This window comes from Microbulbifer sp. MKSA007, assembly GCA_032615215.1.
GTDB lineage: Bacteria > Pseudomonadota > Gammaproteobacteria > Pseudomonadales > Cellvibrionaceae > Microbulbifer.
The window spans coordinates 2,574,095-2,592,874 of the sequence record CP128433.1 but is presented as its reverse complement, the minus strand read 5'-3'; the positions used below and the strand labels follow the sequence as shown (position 1 = coordinate 2,592,874).

Sequence of the window (18,780 nt, the reverse complement as noted above, 5' to 3'; positions counted from 1 at the left end):
AACGCACCTAAATATTAGTATAAGTTTTTCAAGCGTCTATCAGATATCTGATAGTTCAATCTCACTAGAGAAAGATTTCAGAAACAGAACAACCTTATCAAGAGAGAAAATAGCCTCATTAACAGCAACCTCAATATGATAACCATCAGAAGCTTTACTAATAACAAAAACCAGTGCATCTCTTGTGATTGAATAGGTCGCAATACAGTCGACCTCTCGAGCAGGCAAATAACTAAATGTAAAGTCTTCGTTAATACTTGATGTAACTTGCTTCTCAACTTTTAACAGGTTGAGGAGCACCATTGCATAATATGCAATATGGTACCTTTTTAATAGGTATATTTGATACCTAGAGAGTTCATTTAGAGAAAAATAGAAACCAGACGCCGTATTTCCTACCCCAGCCAGTCTTTCACCCTGATCCGGAATATTGTGAATGAACTCTTGGGTAATCAATATATTTGCTCGCTGTCTTTCGAAAGTACTGACAAAATTATCTATAAAAGATTTCAAAACATTTTCGAAAGATATCTCGCTAGATTCAACTTTAGCTGACACCAACACGATGTCATCGAGATCTCCTTTTATACAACCCTTTCCCTCCAAGAGAAATGGATTTGGCTTGTTCTCCTTCCTATTAAACATTCTCAGACTTAAACCTATAAATATAGCTTGGGCCAGCCCTATAACTCGGTGAAAATTCGAGTATTGCCCATTACCCTTGTATATATGTATTATTGAAGAGTAATATGCATCTGACTTCTCCTGATCTTTCTTCAACAAGCAATTGGCATATTTAGAAAAGAGCAGGCCAGTGTAACCGGAAAAAAAATCATGATTTGCTATAAAGCATACAGACGTGCTATCAAAGTGGATGTAGAAGGGGATCTTTTCGACCTCCAACCTCTTATATAGGACCTTCCTTCCAACGGCACCTGTCAGCTCTTTCCTCAGCGCCTCTATCTTTTCTAAGTAAAAGCGTTTTGGGTGAGGCGCGGTAGTCAATGCAACTAAGTCATAGAGCTTGTCTAGACAATCAGTAATTTCGCGCTGGTCACTTCTAGTGACAACATTTATAAGCAGAGTAGATACACTGCCATAACCTTTTAAGTGCTGCTGGACAAAGCTCTCTGGCGCTTCAATCGGCGTGAATAGTCTGGACAGAAAGTTGGATTTATCAGCCACGATATCACCTTAAAAGGGAGGGTTTGCCACTTAAATCGATCACATATCATTTAAATTTGGTCAACTCATCTTATGGCCCCAATTACTTCAAGAGTTTCCTTTTAGTAACTTAGCATAAAGAAGACGTAGAAAAATTTAATACAAGCAGTGACTATCAGCCGACAACTCTTAACACAAATGTGTTTGTCCTGGGATCCGTATCTAAGTAATAATTAAAGCAAACTACACGCCCATAGATTCCTGAAAGAGTTATCGCAAGACGCATATTTAATCAAGTTAATTTATTAAATTTAAAGCTAACGAAGCCTTATCCGATGATAATTTTCACCATCTAGAAAATTGGTATACCAAGCTGCGAAAGTGGGCCTACAACTCTTTAAGATTGCCTTATCCTCACTTAGAGATAATGAAGGGAGCGATCAATATTCAACCTTAGATGGTGAGGCTTTACTGTTACAAGTTTTTAGCCTTACCCTAAGCCAGGCTGAAGCCCCATATTGATGCCAACTCCATAAAGGCTAGGTGGCGCCAATAAAAATCGTGAGATAGCTACACCTTGTTGCTCAAATACTGATTGCCAAGCGTTCATGCTTTTCATCACTTTCATTGTAGTAGCAACATAAATTGAGGTTACTGATCATCAATGGCCTCATACCTTGATATTCAGCGCGCCCCAGTCGCTTCAGTGCCCGCTAAATAGATGTGTGCTCTTCACTATCTTTTAGGTTTCATTTATGGGGATGGCGCTGATTATCAAGGTATAAATATATATTTCTTGAGCTATTGGTGGTTATTATTTTTAATACTATTTTCTGTATCAATAGGCTTTAACGGAAAGACCATTTGTGCAAGTTAGCGATCATTGTGAGCCAACAACTGAAACCCTATCGTTGCGGATGTCCGGTATAATCTGTTGCTGCTATGGTAATTTTCATACCACTTTCGAAACTGTGCAAATTTTAAGAATTTGAACTCACCCGCATTAGGGTCAAAATAATATGTGGTTTTATCTGCAGTGGGCTCAATCCTGAATGCTGTTGCATGTGCCCACTTAGCCCCAGAAAACCTTAACATGCTATAAATTGTTTGTGTCTGCTGGGTAAAGCATTGTTCTGCTTCAATGCCGTCAAACACAATGGAAAATTGTTCTTTTAAAGGGGGATTTCCAACCTTGTCTTTTTGTTTTGAGGCCTTCCCTACATGAGTTATATGCTTGAAGCCTTGAGACTCCAAATACTTTTGGGATTCTTTTATCATTTGGAAACCCTTTAGTGGATCTCCCTCAGTTCCATCTTTAAATTTGAATCGATACATGGAGGCAAAACGTTGAGCAACTACTGCCACTTTCGTTTTGTCAACGTCTCCTCCTGTAGACAATGCATCCTGAAGACCAGATTGAAGCCCCTTACTAATCCAACTTACCGCTAGAGCTTCACAAATTCCGCCCTTAGAATTTGGGTGCTTTTTAAGCATACTATTGTAATTGCCCTGGTTGAAACTCCAAGTTTTCTGACCTCCAAAATTGGAGGCTCCAGCATCATTTGGCATAGTTTGTCCTTACCACAATATTACATATTACATTGCTGATTCTATTTGTGAATCATGCAAAGAATATGAAAGGTAAATTTTGCAATGCTTAAAGCAACCATTATTTGGTGCAATAAGTCGTCTTTGCTCTAGCCTGAAACGTATTTTGAATTATGCAGATAAGGAAACTTCAATTTCCTTTAAGTCCGGACAGGCAAGTATATTTTGTGATCCTGGTAAAATACTGATAGTTATGATTCCCTTGCTTTCTCAGGTCTAACCACACAAATAAACAAGTAAGGTGAATTTCATCAAATGCCAAAAAAAACCAGTGATTTCGATGCCTTTTAGGCTAAACACCGATCAGTGGTAATGAGGCCTGAAAATAAGTAAATAGCTTGCTGATCTAGCTCAAGTGCCAGCTTAATACCGCACCTATACAGTCCAATATAAGCCCCGTCTAGAGCTCAAACTTGACAGGTGCGAATCCTACCGATGCACCTTCCTCCATTTTTTAATGGACGTTCGAATACATTTTTGAATGCGTCAGTTAACTGGATCCCAAAAATCATAAAAAGCAATTTAATGTATCAAACAGCTCGATTCAGTGTGTTTGGTTAGCTTCAAAAGTGACTAGACTATTGCACTATGGAAATGCTATTTGTTTACTTGTTACTCGGCGCCATCGCGGGTACAGCGGCAGGCCTCTTGGGGATTGGTGGGGGCTTGATTATCGTGCCTGCTTTGGTGTTGATTTTTTCTGCCACGGGTATCTCCCCCCAGGTGCTGACCCATATGGCGGTGGGGACCTCGTTAGCGACCATTATCGTGACTTCAGTCAGCTCGGTCTGGGCACATAACGCAAAAGGTGCCGTTGACTGGCGCCTATTCTGGATTATGACTCCAGGGATACTTGTGGGGTCTTGGCTGGGCGGCGTGACAGCAGACTTGTTACCTGGTGCTTGGTTGCAGCTATTGATTGGCGTGTTTGCCATATTTATGTCCGTGCGTATGGGCTTAAGTGGATTGGCCTCGGCAACCTCACAAGAAAATGGCAGTCACTTACCCGGGGCAGCACCCCTGATCTGTTCCGGAGGAGTAATCGGCTGGCTCGCAGCGATCTTTGGTATTGGTGGAGGGGCCTTGGTGGTTCCCTACTTATCGCACTTCGGTACAAAAATGCAGCTCGCTGTCGGAACCTCTGCTGCCTTTGGTCTGCCAATCGCGATTTCTGGTTCAATCAGCTTTGCCGTGCAAGGGTGGGACAATCAGTTACTACCAAAGTGGAGTAGTGGTTATATTTACTGGCCGGCTTTTGTGGGAATTGTACTTACCAGCGTGCTCTTTGCCAGGCTTGGTGCCAGCGTTGCTCACCGAATATCTGCTAAGCGCTTAAAGCTGTGTTTTGCCTTACTGCTTTGTATTATCGGGGTTCGTTTTATCTGGCAAAACTTCAATCTCTTAGCTGGACTAGGCTAGACCTACCCTCTGGATTGTTTTTAGCGGATTGGAAGTAAACAGTCTATTCCTCCCAAGCATCTATTATCAGATGCTCGCAATAAACATTCTGGTCTTAAAGGCTCCCGGTCGAATTACTCTTGCCAGCCCTTCAGATTACGCGACTGAAACATCCTTATAGGATATTAGTAATACAATGATTTGTATTTTCCCCCAATACATGCCAACCAAAAATTATGCGTTCAAAGTGGCAAAGATAATTTTTAGCCATTAGTAATCTCTATTTTCAAATTAGAAAATACTTCGATCCAAGTTCAAATTGCCAGCAGGAAATTGAAATTTAAAAAATGAAAGCCCATTAAAATATAGGCACGAAAATAATCTTATTGGATTTTATTAAGTTTGTTTTAGTGTCAAAGCCGCGTAAAATCGATAGATATTTATCAGTACTTGGTTCGCAATTCAGGGGTTTTCTACAGGGCTAATAGTCCAACAGAATCAATCGTTCCAAGATTTTTTATCAAAGCTTCCCCCCAAAAGGAGAACGGTAAAGTGACATAAGAGAAAAGTAAAAGCGCTGACCCAAGGTGCGCCAACACCAGGGGCCAGCTAACCAAGTTGATATCAGACCTATCAAAGGTCGAGTAGACCAAAGGAACTTCCCCTTCGACCTCTCACAGAACCGTACGTGAACCTCTCAATTCATACGGCTCTTCGTATTCAGCACATTTGCAATCTTCCCATTCTCCAGTGTGCAAACAAGCCGCGCATTTGTTGACGAACCTTTCCAATAAAGACCCAGCTCTTGAAACAGCTTCGCTTTAGATGCTTAAACTTCTTCCTGGCCCAACGCATCAGCGTTTGGTCAAGATACTTCTGAAGTCGATAAACACCATATCTCCGCCCAAAGTGACCATAGTAGTTCAGCCAACCCTGTATTGCGGGATTAAGTACTTTTGCCATTTCAGATAGTGATCGATCCACCCAGTTTATTACTCGCCATTGCCTGACCTTATCCTTAATCCTCTTGAAGGCCTTAGGGCTCATTGAAGGACTAAATGCGGTGAAGATCTGCCCTTGGCGATTCCTTGCTTTTCTGGGACCAAATCGAAACCCCAGAAAGTCAAAGTGGGTCACTGGGTGGGAGTCTTTACGATTACTGTTCTTGCAGTAAACCTTGCGCGTTTTCTCTGGATGAGCCTCAAGCCCGCAGGTAGTCAGGCGTGCTTTTAGAGCCGCCAGTAAGCGATCCGCCTCTCGAGGATTACGACAATGGTAAACAGCATCATCCGCGTAACGCTCAAAAGGAATATCTCTGTGCGTTCTCACCATCCAGGCGTCCAGCGCGTAGTGCAAAAACAAGTTTGCTAGTAGCGGGCTAATTACGCCCCCTTGTGGAGTACCTTGTGTTCGCTCTTCAAGCTGTCCGTCCCGATGTTGTACTGGAGCCGTTAACCAGCGCTGTACATAGAGTCTGACCCACCGATGATTATTATGTTTATCTAATGCCTTCAGCAGGAGTTCGTGATTAATATTGTCAAAGAAACCTTTGATATCTAAATCAACTACCCAGATTCTATCCCAGCATCGTTGTCGAGCTCGACGCACTGCGTCTATAGCAGATTTGCCTGGCCGATAACCGTAGGAGTCAGGGTGAAATACCTTCTCCAATTCTGGCTCCAGCAGTTGCTTAGCCACCATTTGTGCAATGCGATCTTCGATTGTGGGGATACCCAGTGGTCGCAGGCTGCCATCGAGTTTCGGAATATCCACTCGTTTGACGGCTGATGGAAAATAGCTGCCAGATGACATCCGATTCCATAGCTTGTACAGGTTTTTGACAAGACTCGATTCGTATTGCTCTATCGTTATCTCATCAATCCCCGCTCCGCCGCCATTAGCCTTAATCTGCTTCCACGCTTCCCAAACCGCTCGCTTGGGAATATTGAATGGCTTTGCGCTAATCGTTAATTCCTCCCCATCTGGGTTGATTACACGGTTAGTCGCCGAATACGACAACCCCTTCGCTCCACGTCCATTACAGCCGCTTCTCCACTACTACGGGTTGTTCCGCCCCTGTGACCAGTCTTGGTACTCAACGTCTTGTAGGGCCTCTACTTGACGCTCTTCCTTAACACCTGGACGACAGGTTCTCCTGTTCCACCCAAAAGCCTGTTGTGTGTTCACGCCACCTCTATGCCGGATGCCACTCGGTCGGTAAACAGGTAACCTCCAAGCTTATCCCCGCACTTAGCCAGTGCACGGGTTTTGACATCATCTTGGTAATACGCTTTCGACACCTCATCAGTGGTTCATTTGCATTCGTCTCTACACAACATACCTGACGTATCTCTTACGCCTTTTCCTCAAGCGCTTCTAACCAAAGCTCTTTACTCCGATCACCTTGAGGCGGTTTGTTATCACTTCCTGCAAAGCGATAACGGAGGGCCGACCTCCATCTCCTGGATAGCACGTATTTATTTTTTATTTATAAAAAATAAAAAAAAAAAATACTCAGGACGCACTGGCTGTATGGATAATACGCTAGAAACCCGCTCGTCTTCAATAAAGTTGACTAGACTCAGGAGCTTAGGGTGTTTCATTAGGCTCTGGGAGCGTTACATCCGTATTTTCTTCTTTTATGCCTACCGTTCTCGTGCGCCTCCTAACCCTCCTCCACACACCACTTTCCAGCTTCCCCTCGTGTGGAATCCGCACATAATTTAGCTTCCGAAGGAAATGAGCATGTTGATTTTAAAGCGCCGGACTGGTGAAAACCTGAGAATTGGAACAAATGTTGTAATAACAGTTATTGAAGTAAAAGGCAGTCAAGTGAAGATAGGTATAGATGCACCCAAGTCTCTACCCATTCATCGTGAAGAGATCTATATACGTATCAAGAAGAAACAGAAACCTTAAAGCTATTTATCAGTCGCCGCCTCAACCAAACCACTATTCAGATTTTATACATACGGGCTGGAGATTTTTAGACCTCAGACAAGAATACCGTGTTGCCGAGAGCACAGCGCCTATCTCGGCACAGCCCACTATATCAATCAGGCACTGACCATTTCTGAACCGGAATTTTTTGAGGCTTTGCGCAGACTTTGTGAGATAGTGGGAGCAGTACAGAAAACTTATATTTGGTTCAATAAATGCTGACATCTTAGCGCGGGCTATTGCCGATGCTTCCTCCCCTGCGCACGCTGCAACTTAGTTCAAACCGTTTAATACATTTATCTCCAGCCACATCAACTTTAATGGAATTTATTCCAGCAACAAATTAACCCCCTACCCTTTCACTCTTGAAAACCTTATCAAAGCGCTAGCCAGAATCATTGGTAAAAACTATAGGATCAACAATACCAATTAAGATGGCAACCACCCTACTTGGCCTTCGACAAAAATTCTAGTGATTCCATGTAAAGCTTCTTCAAATGCTCAAACAGAGAGACTTCACCAGATTTCCTATCAAAATAATGCCCCTTTAGAGAAATTATTAAGTAATCCACAGAAAGCTAGATCAAGAAAACTAGAATGGCGCTCCCAATTCTAATAACTCAAAAAATGAGATTTTGTCGACAATTTCACAGATAACAATCGATTCCAATCGCACATTTACGGGCAAAATTATGAGCAAGCTATTCAGCAAGAAAACTTTGGCACTGGCATTTACAGTCATACTGGCTTCATGTGGAGGAGGTGGAGGCTCTTCTTCAGATTCGGACCCAGCCCAATCATCTGACGACAATGGCGGGGGCCAAGGCTCTGGGGATGGTGGCGGTTCAGGTAGTGGTAGCGGCTCTGGGGATAGCGGATCGGGGACCCTTCCAGACAACGAACCTGGCACTGTGACTGTTGGCGATATAGAAACGGCTGATCTGGGGTTTGCGCAGATTACTTCCCGGGATATCACATTGCCGAATGGCCAAACCAATGCCGAAGAAGTCCATGGGCTCCCACACTATATAGCCAGAACAGATAGTAATCAGGATGACAATCTACATTCTGTGCCCATGCGAAGTTACACCACAGCTTGCGCAACCGACACTGATAGACCCAGGATGTTTGTTTCCAAAACCCTTAGCGAAGGTAGTGGAGAAGATGAAACCACTTATGGCACTGTTTATGAGCTGCAATATAATCCTGAAACTCTAAGCTTCGACCAAACCGGCAATACCACAGTTCTAAAACAATGCTACGAAGCCCATGGTATCGCAGCTAGCGCTGATTGCTCACGGGTTGCGGTCTTGTGCAACACTGAATACCAGGCAAACGAGCGCTATGATGTTCAAGGGGATCTGGTTGAGCAATACGGTAGCGACTGGATGAAGATGGAAAATAATATCAGTGCTATTGACGGACGTATTGAAAGGGATATCGGCCTGATGATATCTACCAATCACAGTCAATACATTGGCTATTTTACGGACCATCCCACACTAAAGTTCGAGGACTTCCTACCTGGGCTAAAAGAAAATTTCCCCGAGACCGACTTCGGCAATTCCCCGACCTTTAAGACAATTAAAGGTAACGAAATGCAAGAAGAGATGGCTTATATTGTCGATCAACTCTCTGAAGCCGACTATAACGCTATGGTCGAGTATATTCGCGAGAATGGCTATAAATATAATGATCAAATCTGGCTAATGGAGTGGGATAACTTAGCCCTTAGCGAGAAGCCTGCGGCCTACGTTGTAAACAAGATGCACGGAGGTGGCCACGCCGGAGCCCAAGAGCTTATCTATGTCGAGAATGATAGCCAAGGCCGCACCAGCTACGCTTTCTCAGTAACTGCTCGGGTTTTTGATAGCAGCTATGGTGGCTCCCACTATTCTGCTGGAATGACTGTTATTGATCGCGATAACTGGTCCTTAAATATGAGTGGCAGTAATAACAGAGGCTGGTATTGGCTTTGCGGCTACGGTCATGTCTTGAATATCCGGGCATTTTATAATCCTGGTACCGAAAAGTATGGAGCAATTTGCACTAGCGATGGTGGTCAATATAATCAATCGCGCGGATTAAATACTATTGCCATCAAAATGGAGGATATTTCTTCTACCAGTAGATTTGAAGGTTACTACAATTACCTGATCCCCTCCGACAATGCATTTTTCTCTAACGGAGGTGGACATACTGTAGTCCCTGTGGATGAAGATACTAACTTATCTCTCATCGTCTCCCCCAAGTACATTGATGACGAGGAAATGAATCGCTTCCTGCAAAGCGAATACGGCATTGATACCAGCACTGAAGGGCCTTTTGACCAGCAATGCTCATCCGATGATACGAACTGCTTCTTTTCCTACATGTCAAACAGCGATAACCCAACCATTTCAAGACAAGGGCTACGCAGTGGGGATGCTCTGGAATCCTCATCCCTGACTCGCATTGGTATTGCTAAAGCGGATGGTGAAGGAAGTATCGAGGGGGAAGGCTTTAAATGGCTTGTAGAAGAGCCCGACTGTCAAATCAGTGATCCACAACTTATCGACTTGAAAAATGGGCGTTACCTATTTGGCTATGCTCAATTTCAGTGTATTTCCGACAACCTTTCTTATAACCGCAGTTCCGCTAAAAATGGGGCAATGCGGATGCTTGTTCCGAAAGCCTACTATGTTATGGAAATTGATGCAGACCTAAATGTATTGGAAGGCCCTGTAAAGCTGACGAATTTTGGTTGGGGCGGACTTGACGAGCCTGTCTTCCTGGGCAACGGCAAAGTCGCTTGGTCATATATCAAGAACCCTACAATTGATAGTTACGGCGGCGGCAAGCAAAACGTTTGGCAAGCGATGATTTACCACTCAAATAGCGCCAATTGATTCATTCATAGAAAGTAAAACTAGCTGTGATAAAAATAGAGGATTTTGCTCTCTATTTTTATCACACAACTAATAGACCTCAAGAAGCTACAAAGATAAAGAAGTGCTATTCACCTATTTATCGACCAATAGCAAAACCTTGTCGAATAAAAAACTCAAAACTACTGTTTCTTCACACAATGACTACTGGATCGGTAGAATAATACGGCAACAGCTCAGTGTAATTGCTTGAAACTACGAACCCAGATACAAGTATGCTAACCTCCCGCCTAAATAAAATTAGTCACTGAACTAACTGCCCTTTCTTCATTGAGTTTTGAATTTAGAAGCCACTACGCAATAAGGAGATCGCGATGGCTATTACTGTTCATGTCTGGAAGCAAAAGACCGGGAATGTCGGACATGCTTCCATCACCATTGATAACACCTATATCAGCTACTGGCCTTCTTCAGCAGCAGGGAAAAAGGACTTTAAAATCGGCCGATCTCACAGCCCTTCCTTTCCAAGTGGTTATCGAGTTGATAGACGCCTCGAGGGTGGTGATGCGGATCAGAACATTCTTATCGATGGGCTGAATGAAACAAAAATGATTGAAGCCTGGGAAAACTTCAAGGGCGAGCAGAAGCATTACAATATGAAGGATCAGAATTGCTCGACGGTCGTTGCCTGGTTACTTGAGACTGGCTCAGGGTTCGCATCACCTGGAAAAGGAGGAATCAAAATCAGTGACTGGGCAGCAAGTCCTATTCATCGTATTCTCTTCCAGTTACGCTTTTTTGGTAATCATATTGATATGTGGACACCCAATGATGTGTTAGCTTATGCGCTACAAATTCGAAGCCAGATAACCTCATGAGCCTACCGCTATTCTACTCGCCAAATTACAACATCAGCTTGCCGCTGCTTTCCAGCTTGCATCCTTTTGATGGCTGTAAATATGAGAAAGCATTGGCACTGATTAATGCCGAGTCAGAAGCGAACATTGAGTTAAGAGTTGTTTCAGAGCCTCTTAGTCAAGACTGGCTATTATCTGTACATACGCAGCCCTATTTAGATAGCTTACATCAATCGAAAACACTGGCTCGCGTTATAGAGATGCCGCTACTGCGCTTGCTGCCCGCAGGCGTTTTAAATAAATATTTCATGAAACCAATGCGCTTTGCAGCAGAAGGCACTTGCTTGGCGGTACGGGAAGCCTTGAGCAAGAAAACCTCTGCTTTGAATCTCGGTGGAGGTTATCACCATGCATTCGCTGGTCACGGTGAGGGGTTCTGTGCTTTCGCCGATGTAGCCATTGCTATTAATCGTGCCCGCGAACAGCACCTGCTCTCACCAGATGACAATATCTGGGTAATTGACCTTGATGCCCATAGAGGGAATGGGTTTGCTGACTGGGCCATGGAGGACCCCAATATACATATCTTTGATATGTACAATATGCAAGCCTACCCCGGCTTGCACCCCGATGAGCAGGAATCTCGCTGGCCATTTTTAGTACCCCTAAAGCAAGGAACAGATACTGAAGGTTACCTCAGTCGGTTGGAGTCAGAATTTTCGGACTTCATTAAGCAGAGCCCACTGCCTAAACTGGTTATCTACAATGCAGGCACAGATATTATTGCCCAGGACAAGCTGGGGGGCTCCAGGTCAGTATCGATGGGGCCAGAAAAAGGGACCAATGGCTAGTTGACCAGATTCAATCGCTGGATGCGCCTATGGTCACCGTAACCAGTGGCGGCTACTCCGAAAACTCCTATCGTCTAATAGCTGACTTAGCGATTTACCAGGCAAAAAAGGTAACAAATTGAAGCTCTGGAGAGGCCTCTGTCATTGAGAAAAGTGGCCCAGTAAACAACCGCTCCCTAACCCACCAAATTTTTCCATAGATTTTTGAGTATTTAGGCACTTGATTGACGCTGGAGTACTGAGCACCAAGTTACTCTTTGAGCTCTTTCGCCCGCAACCAAGCCAACCCAAGACCAGCGGCAACCGTAATACCCATGCCTATCACACCACGGATACCGAATTCTGTGTCAAACATAAAACGATCAGCTAACACACCGACGAGGATCGCACTGTAAAACAGTGCCCCAACGAGGTAAGCAGGTGCAACACGATTAGCGATCGTGTAAGCAAGATTCTGTGGAACAAACAGCAGCGCTGGAATCGCGAGAATCCATAGCGACGATGTCTCTACCTTCGCATCCTCCCAGAATACAATAGATAAGCTAAAGACCAACATCCCAACAGCGAAATAGAACATGATGCGCTCAGGTGGCTCGGTCCGGCCTGCGACACCGGTTGTGATACTACCCGCTGCACGCGCTACTCCCGCTAGCAACGCAAGGAGTGAGTAGGGATTGAAAATGCCCTGAACACTGTGCTGGATCAAAATGAGGCATACGCCCAAGAATGCCAATATCGCAAGAAAGATAGTGGCGATACTAACCCGGTGACCGAGGAATACTCGGGCCATCAACATGGCAAAGAATGGATTCGTGCTTTCCAGCACCAGCGCATCTGCGATGGGTATGCCCTTGACCGCCCAATAGAAGGCAGCAAAATAGACAAAACCTGATATGGAGCGAAGGACAAGGATCTGGGGATTCACCGGCCTTATCCCCGCCACCCCCTGTCGCATCAGAAGAAACATACCCGACAATGGAGCAAGCAATATGACCTGTGCAGCCAATAGCAGAAATGGGCTAAGGCCTGCACCAGAACCCAGCTTACCGGCAATACCAAGACACCCCATCAGCACTCCGCCGAGAAGAGCTAACCCAACACCCAGGGAATGATTTTGATAAGTAGATGGCAAACTGTCACTACCTTTGGCAATTAGAGGTCAAACCTGCCTGAGGGGTAATAATGATGCCTTCATTTATGTATCGGGCGGGTCATTACAGAGCAGGACTCTATGTAACATTAGCCCCCGATTGATTCATTTCCTATTGGGCAAGCCAAAGAGTTTGACGCAGTAATTACTTGCCTGCCGGCGTCAGTTTCCCTGTAACAAAAAATATGAACTTCATAATATGAAATCTGAGCTTTGACCACTTTAAGATCAAGAGTATTAATCCTGTCCCCAGTTCTGCCTCAACAGATATACAGCATAAGCGATTGTCGGCACTTCCTTTCTGCCAGACGTAACCCCACATAATATCTAGTTACTTCTCCTTGCGGTTTATATCAAACCCTTTGGACTTCACCGCACAAGGGTGGTTGGCAGCCCTAAGTTACTTCAAATTGGTGGTGGAGCGTAAGAATCTATAGCCGCCCGCTTGAATATGACGATTGTACCCACACCCTGTTTACTAAAATCGAGTTATGCCCTACCGATCGCTAACTTGCATAAAGATCACTGCTCTCGGAAAACTCTCTTAGTGTCTTCATATATTTTTCTACATACTTTAAAGCACTTTCTTTGCTAACTAGCGGTTCACAATGCCCGAAAACAAACACCCCTTCTCCATCTATTGTACAAGTCACTAGCATTATGGGGTGTTCTCCATGTGTTTGAACAGTCATAGCCACACCAAAGTCAAAGAACATTAAGGGGCCTGTATACTCACTGATATCCCCTACATTGGATACACAAATCCCAGAGGGGAAATAGTCTTTCTCAGCACTAGAATTTTTAGCCAAATCTTTGATCTCATCAAGGCTGTAATCAGGCACAAGTGGAGGTTTAAAAAAATGCCCATTTCGCAATTGCAAATAAACTTTTCTTTGAATTAAACGTGCGAGGTTTAATAAGTCGAGACTATTTTCATCTGATGATAAGGATATGGTTAATACAGCTGTACATTCCCCTATAACATCTCGATCTATCTGGCGTTTACACAAATATTGTGCATTTATAGGTAACGTTAACTCTGTTGTTGAGCGAAAACTTGGTAATGACTGGGCAGCAATAACAGCAATGGCATTATAAATAGAGGTAACCTGAACATTCTCACGCTTTGAAATTAAATGTAAATAGGAACATAATTTTTTAGGGAGGACACGGTACATAGAACATCCCATTCTAAGGGAGGCGTTTGCTGCCTGCTCTACTGGCCACTTTGGAGAAACGTCATTTCCGCCACCAACTGCCGATTGTCTTTTTTTAAGGTGTTTCATGGAACTAACATACTCCACCACCGATTTTTGCATGATCGAAGCAGAGGGTTTACTTCCTGAACCCCCTCTCAAGAACCGATCCAAATCTCTAACCAAGATTAATAAGGAGCGTCCATCCATGGCAGCATGGCTTACCATAAAAGCAATCCACTTTACTTCTTCCTGCTCATTCATATAAACCGTGAAACGATACACATATTTATCCAGCTCAAGAACTTTACTTCCTAAGCGCCTGAACTCTTCCTGATAATTTAAAGGCATTGCATCATGCTTTATTTCAAAAGGAATAGTTTCAAACCCCACATCACAGAACCAATAGGCATGATCATTTTTTTCTATACGAGAGCGGAGCATTGGGTGCAGGTTATGGAGGTATTCCATTCCCTTTAGTAATTCTTCGATACCGAGAGAATTACATACCCTGAAGAAGACAGCTAGTTGAACTGCGCCATTTGACTTTTCAGTCAACTCTACAGAGAGTGCTTCCTGAGCTCCAAGCTCACGAAAAGGTTTTGTATTTTTCATTGCAGGCTCTTCCCAGTCGGGAGATCACTGTCAATAGTATAGAACGAGAAAGCGCTATACCCTTGTAACATTTATAACAATCGATTCTAGATAACCACGAGACTCTCACAAACCTTATAGATCTCGGCGCCATAGGTAATGGGATCTCTTTCCACCTACTTATTGATGATATCTTTCAGGACCTTCATGAACTTTCACTTACTGTCAACGCCGCTCAATATTCTCCGCCTAACAAATACAAACAAATGATAAGCAACAACTACAAATCCGACCTTGCACCCCATCTGAATTGAGTTGATTGACTTTTCATTCTCTGAATCAAAAAACAGTGAATACACATGTGCAATAACATTTGTTAAATCAATCAACACAACCATTAAGAATATGACCAACCAATAACAAAACAATAAGAGCCTATTAAGGTTCATAAATATCAATCCACTTCCTCAGCGACTGTTAACTATCACCCCAACCTCTAGTTACTTCTCCTTGCCGCGTTTATCGAACCTAATGGGTTCCATCGCACAACTAGGTTTTTTTAATTTTTTACCATACCTTTGCCCTGACTTGAAGGGAAACATCCCTCGGTACCGGTTACAATAATATAACTAGCTCTCATCTCTAGTCTTTTGGTGTCCTGGATTTATCATTTAGGATCAACCACTCCCTTTAGTCAAATATTGTATTCATCAGGAAGCAACTAACCTTAAACTCCCGTTAGACTCTCTATGTACTTTCAACTCACGATTGAACGCCCCCAAAACCATGACCCACATGCCACCCAATATTCTTCATCGCGCCCCTGCAAATAAAATACATCTTGAATATCGGACACCTTCCAAATCAACTTACTCTTGATTAGGTTGTTATTTTCTATACTTAAAATTTCTACGTTATTTGATTTTGCCCATAACTCAATCTTTTTTCTAAAGTAATTATATCGCACTATTAACAGAGTATATGGAAGCCCTCCAAAGCAACCTACTACCACCATCAGTATTCCTTGGTACAGATACAATCCAACTAGATTAAAAAAAGTCGCACAATTCGTAGCGAAAGCGTTACAAATATTGACACATTAGGACCAGCAGGATCAAATACTGTGCAAGCACATGCCCCCTATATAGATATCGCTTACTACCGCAACACCCGGTCCACTACCACCACTGCTAACATCTTCATTCAACATTCAGGCCTCCTGAATTATTTTGAAAACTGATGCTTCCAGACTAATGAAGAGGATAGTTGAAGCAGTAAAACACAAGTGTTGACCTATTCTGATCTCAATATAGATATTGTGGGTAGATCTTGTAATCTCACATTATCCTTTGCAGATCAATAACTTATATGTAAATCATTGCTCTCGGAAAAGTCTCTTAGTGTCTTCATATATTTTTCTACATACTTTAGAGCACTTTCTTTGCTAACTAGCGGTTCGCAATATCCAAAAACGAACACCCCTTCTCCATCTATTGTACAAGTCACTAGCATGATCGGGTGTTCTCCATGTGTTTGTACCGTCATAACTACACCAAAGTCAAAGAACTCCAAAGGGCCCGTATACTCACCTATATCTCCTACATTGGATACGCAAATCCCAGAGGGAAAGTAACCTTTAGCAGCACTAGAATCTTTAGCCAAATGTTTAATATCAACAAGGCTGTAATCGGGCACAATTGGAGGTTTAAAAAATTCCCTCGCCTCACCTGTAAATAGAATTTTCTTTGAATTAAACGTGCGAGGCTCAATAAGTCAAGACTAGTTTCATTTGATGATAAGGATATAGTTAACGCAATTGTACATTCCCCAATAACATCCCGTTCTATCTGGTGTTTACACAAACATTGTGCATTTATAGGCAACATTAACTCTGCTGTTGAGCGGAAACCTGGTAATGACTGGGCGGCTATAATCGCAATGGCATTATAGATAGAGGTGACCTGCACATTCTCATGTTTTGAAAGTAAATACAAAAGAGAAAATAATTTTTTGGGTAGGACCCGATACATAGAACATCCCTTTCGAAGGGAAGCATTTACTGCCTGCTCTACAGGCCACTTTGGAGAAATATCATTTCCGTCACCAACTGCCAACTGTCTTTTATTAAGGTGTTTTATGGAACTAACATAATCCACCACCGATTTTTTCATTATCGAAGCAGAGGATTCATCTTCAGCCCCGCCTCTCAAGTACCGATCCAAATCTCTAACTAGGAGTAATAAGGAGCGTCCATCCATGGCAGCATGGCTTACCATAAAAGCAATCCACTTTACTTCTTCATGCTCATTCACATAAACCGTGAAACGATAAGCATATTTATCCAGCTCAAGAACTTTACTTCCTAATCGCTTAAACTCTTCCTGATAATTTAAAGGCAATGCATCATGCTTTATTTCAAAAGGAATAGCTTTAAAAGCTACATCACAGAACCAATAAGCATGATGATTTTTTTCTACACGAGAACGGAGCATTGGGTGCAGATTATGGAGAAATTCCATTCCCTTTAGTAATTCTTCAACACCCAGAGACCTACAGGTCCTGAAGAAGACGGCTAGTTGAACTGCACCGTTAGACTTTTCGGTCAACTCTACAAAGAGTGCTTCCTGAGCCCCAAGCTTCCGAAAAGGTTTTACTTTATTCATTGCAGGCTCTTCCCAGTCGGGAGATTACTGCCAATAGTATAGAACGAGGACGCGCTACACCCACGCAACATTTATAATAATCGATTCTACATAACCACTAGATCTGCACAAAGCTCATAGATACCGGTGCAATAGGTAAGTTGCTTCTAGGAAAGACGCTTTAAGTTCCAAACTTTACTTGATGAGAGAGCCCTCATCGCCTGCATGGCCTATATCGATCTCAATTCTATCTGAGCCAAAATGGCAACAACCCCAGAAAGTTCTGATCACACCTAGACTCAATGACGTTTTCATGCAGCAATTACAGACGAACAGCCTAAAGAGCTATTACCACTTGTAGGAGATGAGCGACTGAATATACCTAAGTGGCTTCCCTTTCGACTGGATCACTATTTAGAGCTAATAGTCTGGAGTGGTCGACATTGAAACCCCAGAAAGTACGGCGCCATTTCTGAGAGAGTTCCCCCGTACTCGCACGACTGAGTATACCAGCAAAACATTGACTTTATCGCAATCAGGGTGCTGTGCTCGGTGGTTTCGTTTTCATGAGTATTACCAGATAGCCACCTTAAGCAGTGCGCTCTTTAGCGAAACTCCTGGTGGTAATGTTACTCCCTTCTGTCTCAATCTCCTTATAAGCATCAATATGGGTGCCATAGAAGCACTGACCACTATGCCGTTGCGTTAGATGCGACTGAATTGGTTGTTGCTGTCGCAGCCCACACTGAGACCATCGATACCGGTGATCAGTTTAATAAGTTAAGACACCCACAAAAGTCACCCTTAACATGTGAGGATTCCGAATCAATTACTCCAACACATGCAGAACACTAAATTCACTGTCATTTATTTAGTAAATAATGTTTACACCTGTGGCTTTCCCAGAAAAAACCTCACCCTCAAGATCAACCTGAAAAATAGTTAGACTACTATCAACTTTTGGAGCATGTAAGTGGAGGTATTCAGAATCTCTCTCCCATTGATTCTCAATTTCTAATGAGAACGTTGCAAAGCTATCACTGAAAGTAAACTTCAAATGACCAGCATATGTAATCCGCCCTGACTCAATAGTAAACTTTTTCTCAGGTAGCCTCCTTGGTTTTATATAAGTAACTCCAGGGATGGGATCAACTAAAATAAACGAGGAGAATTCATAATCGCCTGCAGAAAGCTCTCGCATTATTACCCTGCCACAAGGAAACTCCCACTGCAAAGGTGCAGGGCGAAGAGCACTCTCCTGATTAATAGCAATAGCTTCCTCTGATCTTCCTCCTAATTTTCTATATTTTATACTCATATTGGAAGGACAATTTTCAGTAACTGAAAAAACAGCCACTCCCTTTCCGGACTGTGGATTAAGCACGTAATTGCTTGGAATATTAAAAGGGAGAGATCCACATGAAGCTAAAAATAGCAATAAAGTAATCACACCTATTTTTTTGATCATCGAAATACTCTTCTCTTTTAGCCCATATAAAAATCGGCTCAATAT

12 protein-coding genes are annotated in these 18,780 nt (G+C 43.0%); 5 read left to right on the top strand and 7 right to left on the bottom strand.

What is annotated here, in order from left to right; all coding sequences use genetic code 11:
- Positions 1–39 precede the first annotated feature (39 nt).
- Together QT397_14410 and QT397_14405 are read right to left on the bottom strand one after the other, a co-directional pair.
- Positions 40–1,185 carry a hypothetical protein gene (locus QT397_14410; protein ID WNZ58480.1) on the bottom strand — a complete coding sequence of 382 codons (1,146 nt, stop codon included), beginning with the start codon at positions 1,183–1,185 and terminating at the stop codon, positions 40–42.
- A gap of 852 nt (positions 1,186–2,037) precedes the next feature.
- Positions 2,038–2,733, bottom strand: coding sequence for a YopT-type cysteine protease domain-containing protein (locus tag QT397_14405; protein WNZ58479.1), 696 nt, complete (start codon positions 2,731–2,733; stop codon positions 2,038–2,040).
- 627 nt (positions 2,734–3,360) lie between these two features.
- On the opposite strand from QT397_14405, the gene QT397_14400 reads away from it, so the two are divergent.
- On the top strand, positions 3,361–4,191 hold the full coding sequence (locus QT397_14400) for a sulfite exporter TauE/SafE family protein (GenBank protein ID WNZ58478.1): 831 nt from the start codon (positions 3,361–3,363) through the stop codon (positions 4,189–4,191).
- Between the two features lie 699 nt (positions 4,192–4,890).
- On the opposite strand, the gene ltrA is transcribed toward QT397_14400, so the two are convergent.
- Positions 4,891–6,189, bottom strand: a complete 1,299-nt coding sequence (gene ltrA, locus QT397_14395; protein ID WNZ58477.1) for a group II intron reverse transcriptase/maturase — start codon at positions 6,187–6,189, stop codon at positions 4,891–4,893.
- A gap of 726 nt (positions 6,190–6,915) precedes the next feature.
- On the opposite strand from ltrA, the gene csrA reads away from it, so the two are divergent.
- From csrA to QT397_14375, 4 genes are all read left to right on the top strand, one after another.
- Positions 6,916–7,089 (top strand): carbon storage regulator CsrA, encoded by a 174-nt coding sequence (gene csrA, locus QT397_14390; GenBank protein WNZ58476.1) that lies wholly within the window; start codon positions 6,916–6,918, stop codon positions 7,087–7,089.
- Between the two features lie 713 nt (positions 7,090–7,802).
- Positions 7,803–9,998: a hypothetical protein gene (locus QT397_14385; protein ID WNZ58475.1), complete on the top strand. Its 2,196-nt coding sequence runs from the start codon at positions 7,803–7,805 to the stop codon at positions 9,996–9,998.
- A 353-nt stretch (positions 9,999–10,351) separates the two neighbouring features.
- A complete protein-coding gene (locus QT397_14380) occupies positions 10,352–10,855 on the top strand; it encodes a hypothetical protein (GenBank protein ID WNZ58474.1) in 504 nt (167 codons plus the stop codon).
- Positions 10,852–11,685: a histone deacetylase gene (locus QT397_14375; GenBank protein ID WNZ58473.1), complete on the top strand. Its 834-nt coding sequence runs from the start codon at positions 10,852–10,854 to the stop codon at positions 11,683–11,685. The genes QT397_14380 and QT397_14375 overlap by 4 nt, the downstream gene beginning before the upstream one ends.
- Positions 11,686–11,935: 250 nt before the next feature.
- On the opposite strand, the gene QT397_14370 is transcribed toward QT397_14375, so the two are convergent.
- The 4 genes from QT397_14370 to QT397_14355 all read right to left on the bottom strand — a co-directional run bounded on the left by QT397_14370 (position 11,936) and on the right by QT397_14355 (position 18,735).
- Entirely contained in the window at positions 11,936–12,817 is an 882-nt protein-coding gene (locus QT397_14370) for a DMT family transporter (GenBank protein ID WNZ58472.1), read from the bottom strand.
- 524 nt (positions 12,818–13,341) lie between these two features.
- Positions 13,342–14,646 (bottom strand): hypothetical protein, encoded by a 1,305-nt coding sequence (locus QT397_14365; GenBank protein ID WNZ58471.1) that lies wholly within the window; start codon positions 14,644–14,646, stop codon positions 13,342–13,344.
- A gap of 1,577 nt (positions 14,647–16,223) precedes the next feature.
- Positions 16,224–17,288: a hypothetical protein gene (locus tag QT397_14360; GenBank protein WNZ58470.1), complete on the bottom strand. Its 1,065-nt coding sequence runs from the start codon at positions 17,286–17,288 to the stop codon at positions 16,224–16,226.
- An 850-nt stretch (positions 17,289–18,138) separates the two neighbouring features.
- Entirely contained in the window at positions 18,139–18,735 is a 597-nt protein-coding gene (locus tag QT397_14355) for a hypothetical protein (GenBank protein ID WNZ58469.1), read from the bottom strand.
- Between the last annotated feature and the right edge of the window lie 45 nt (positions 18,736–18,780).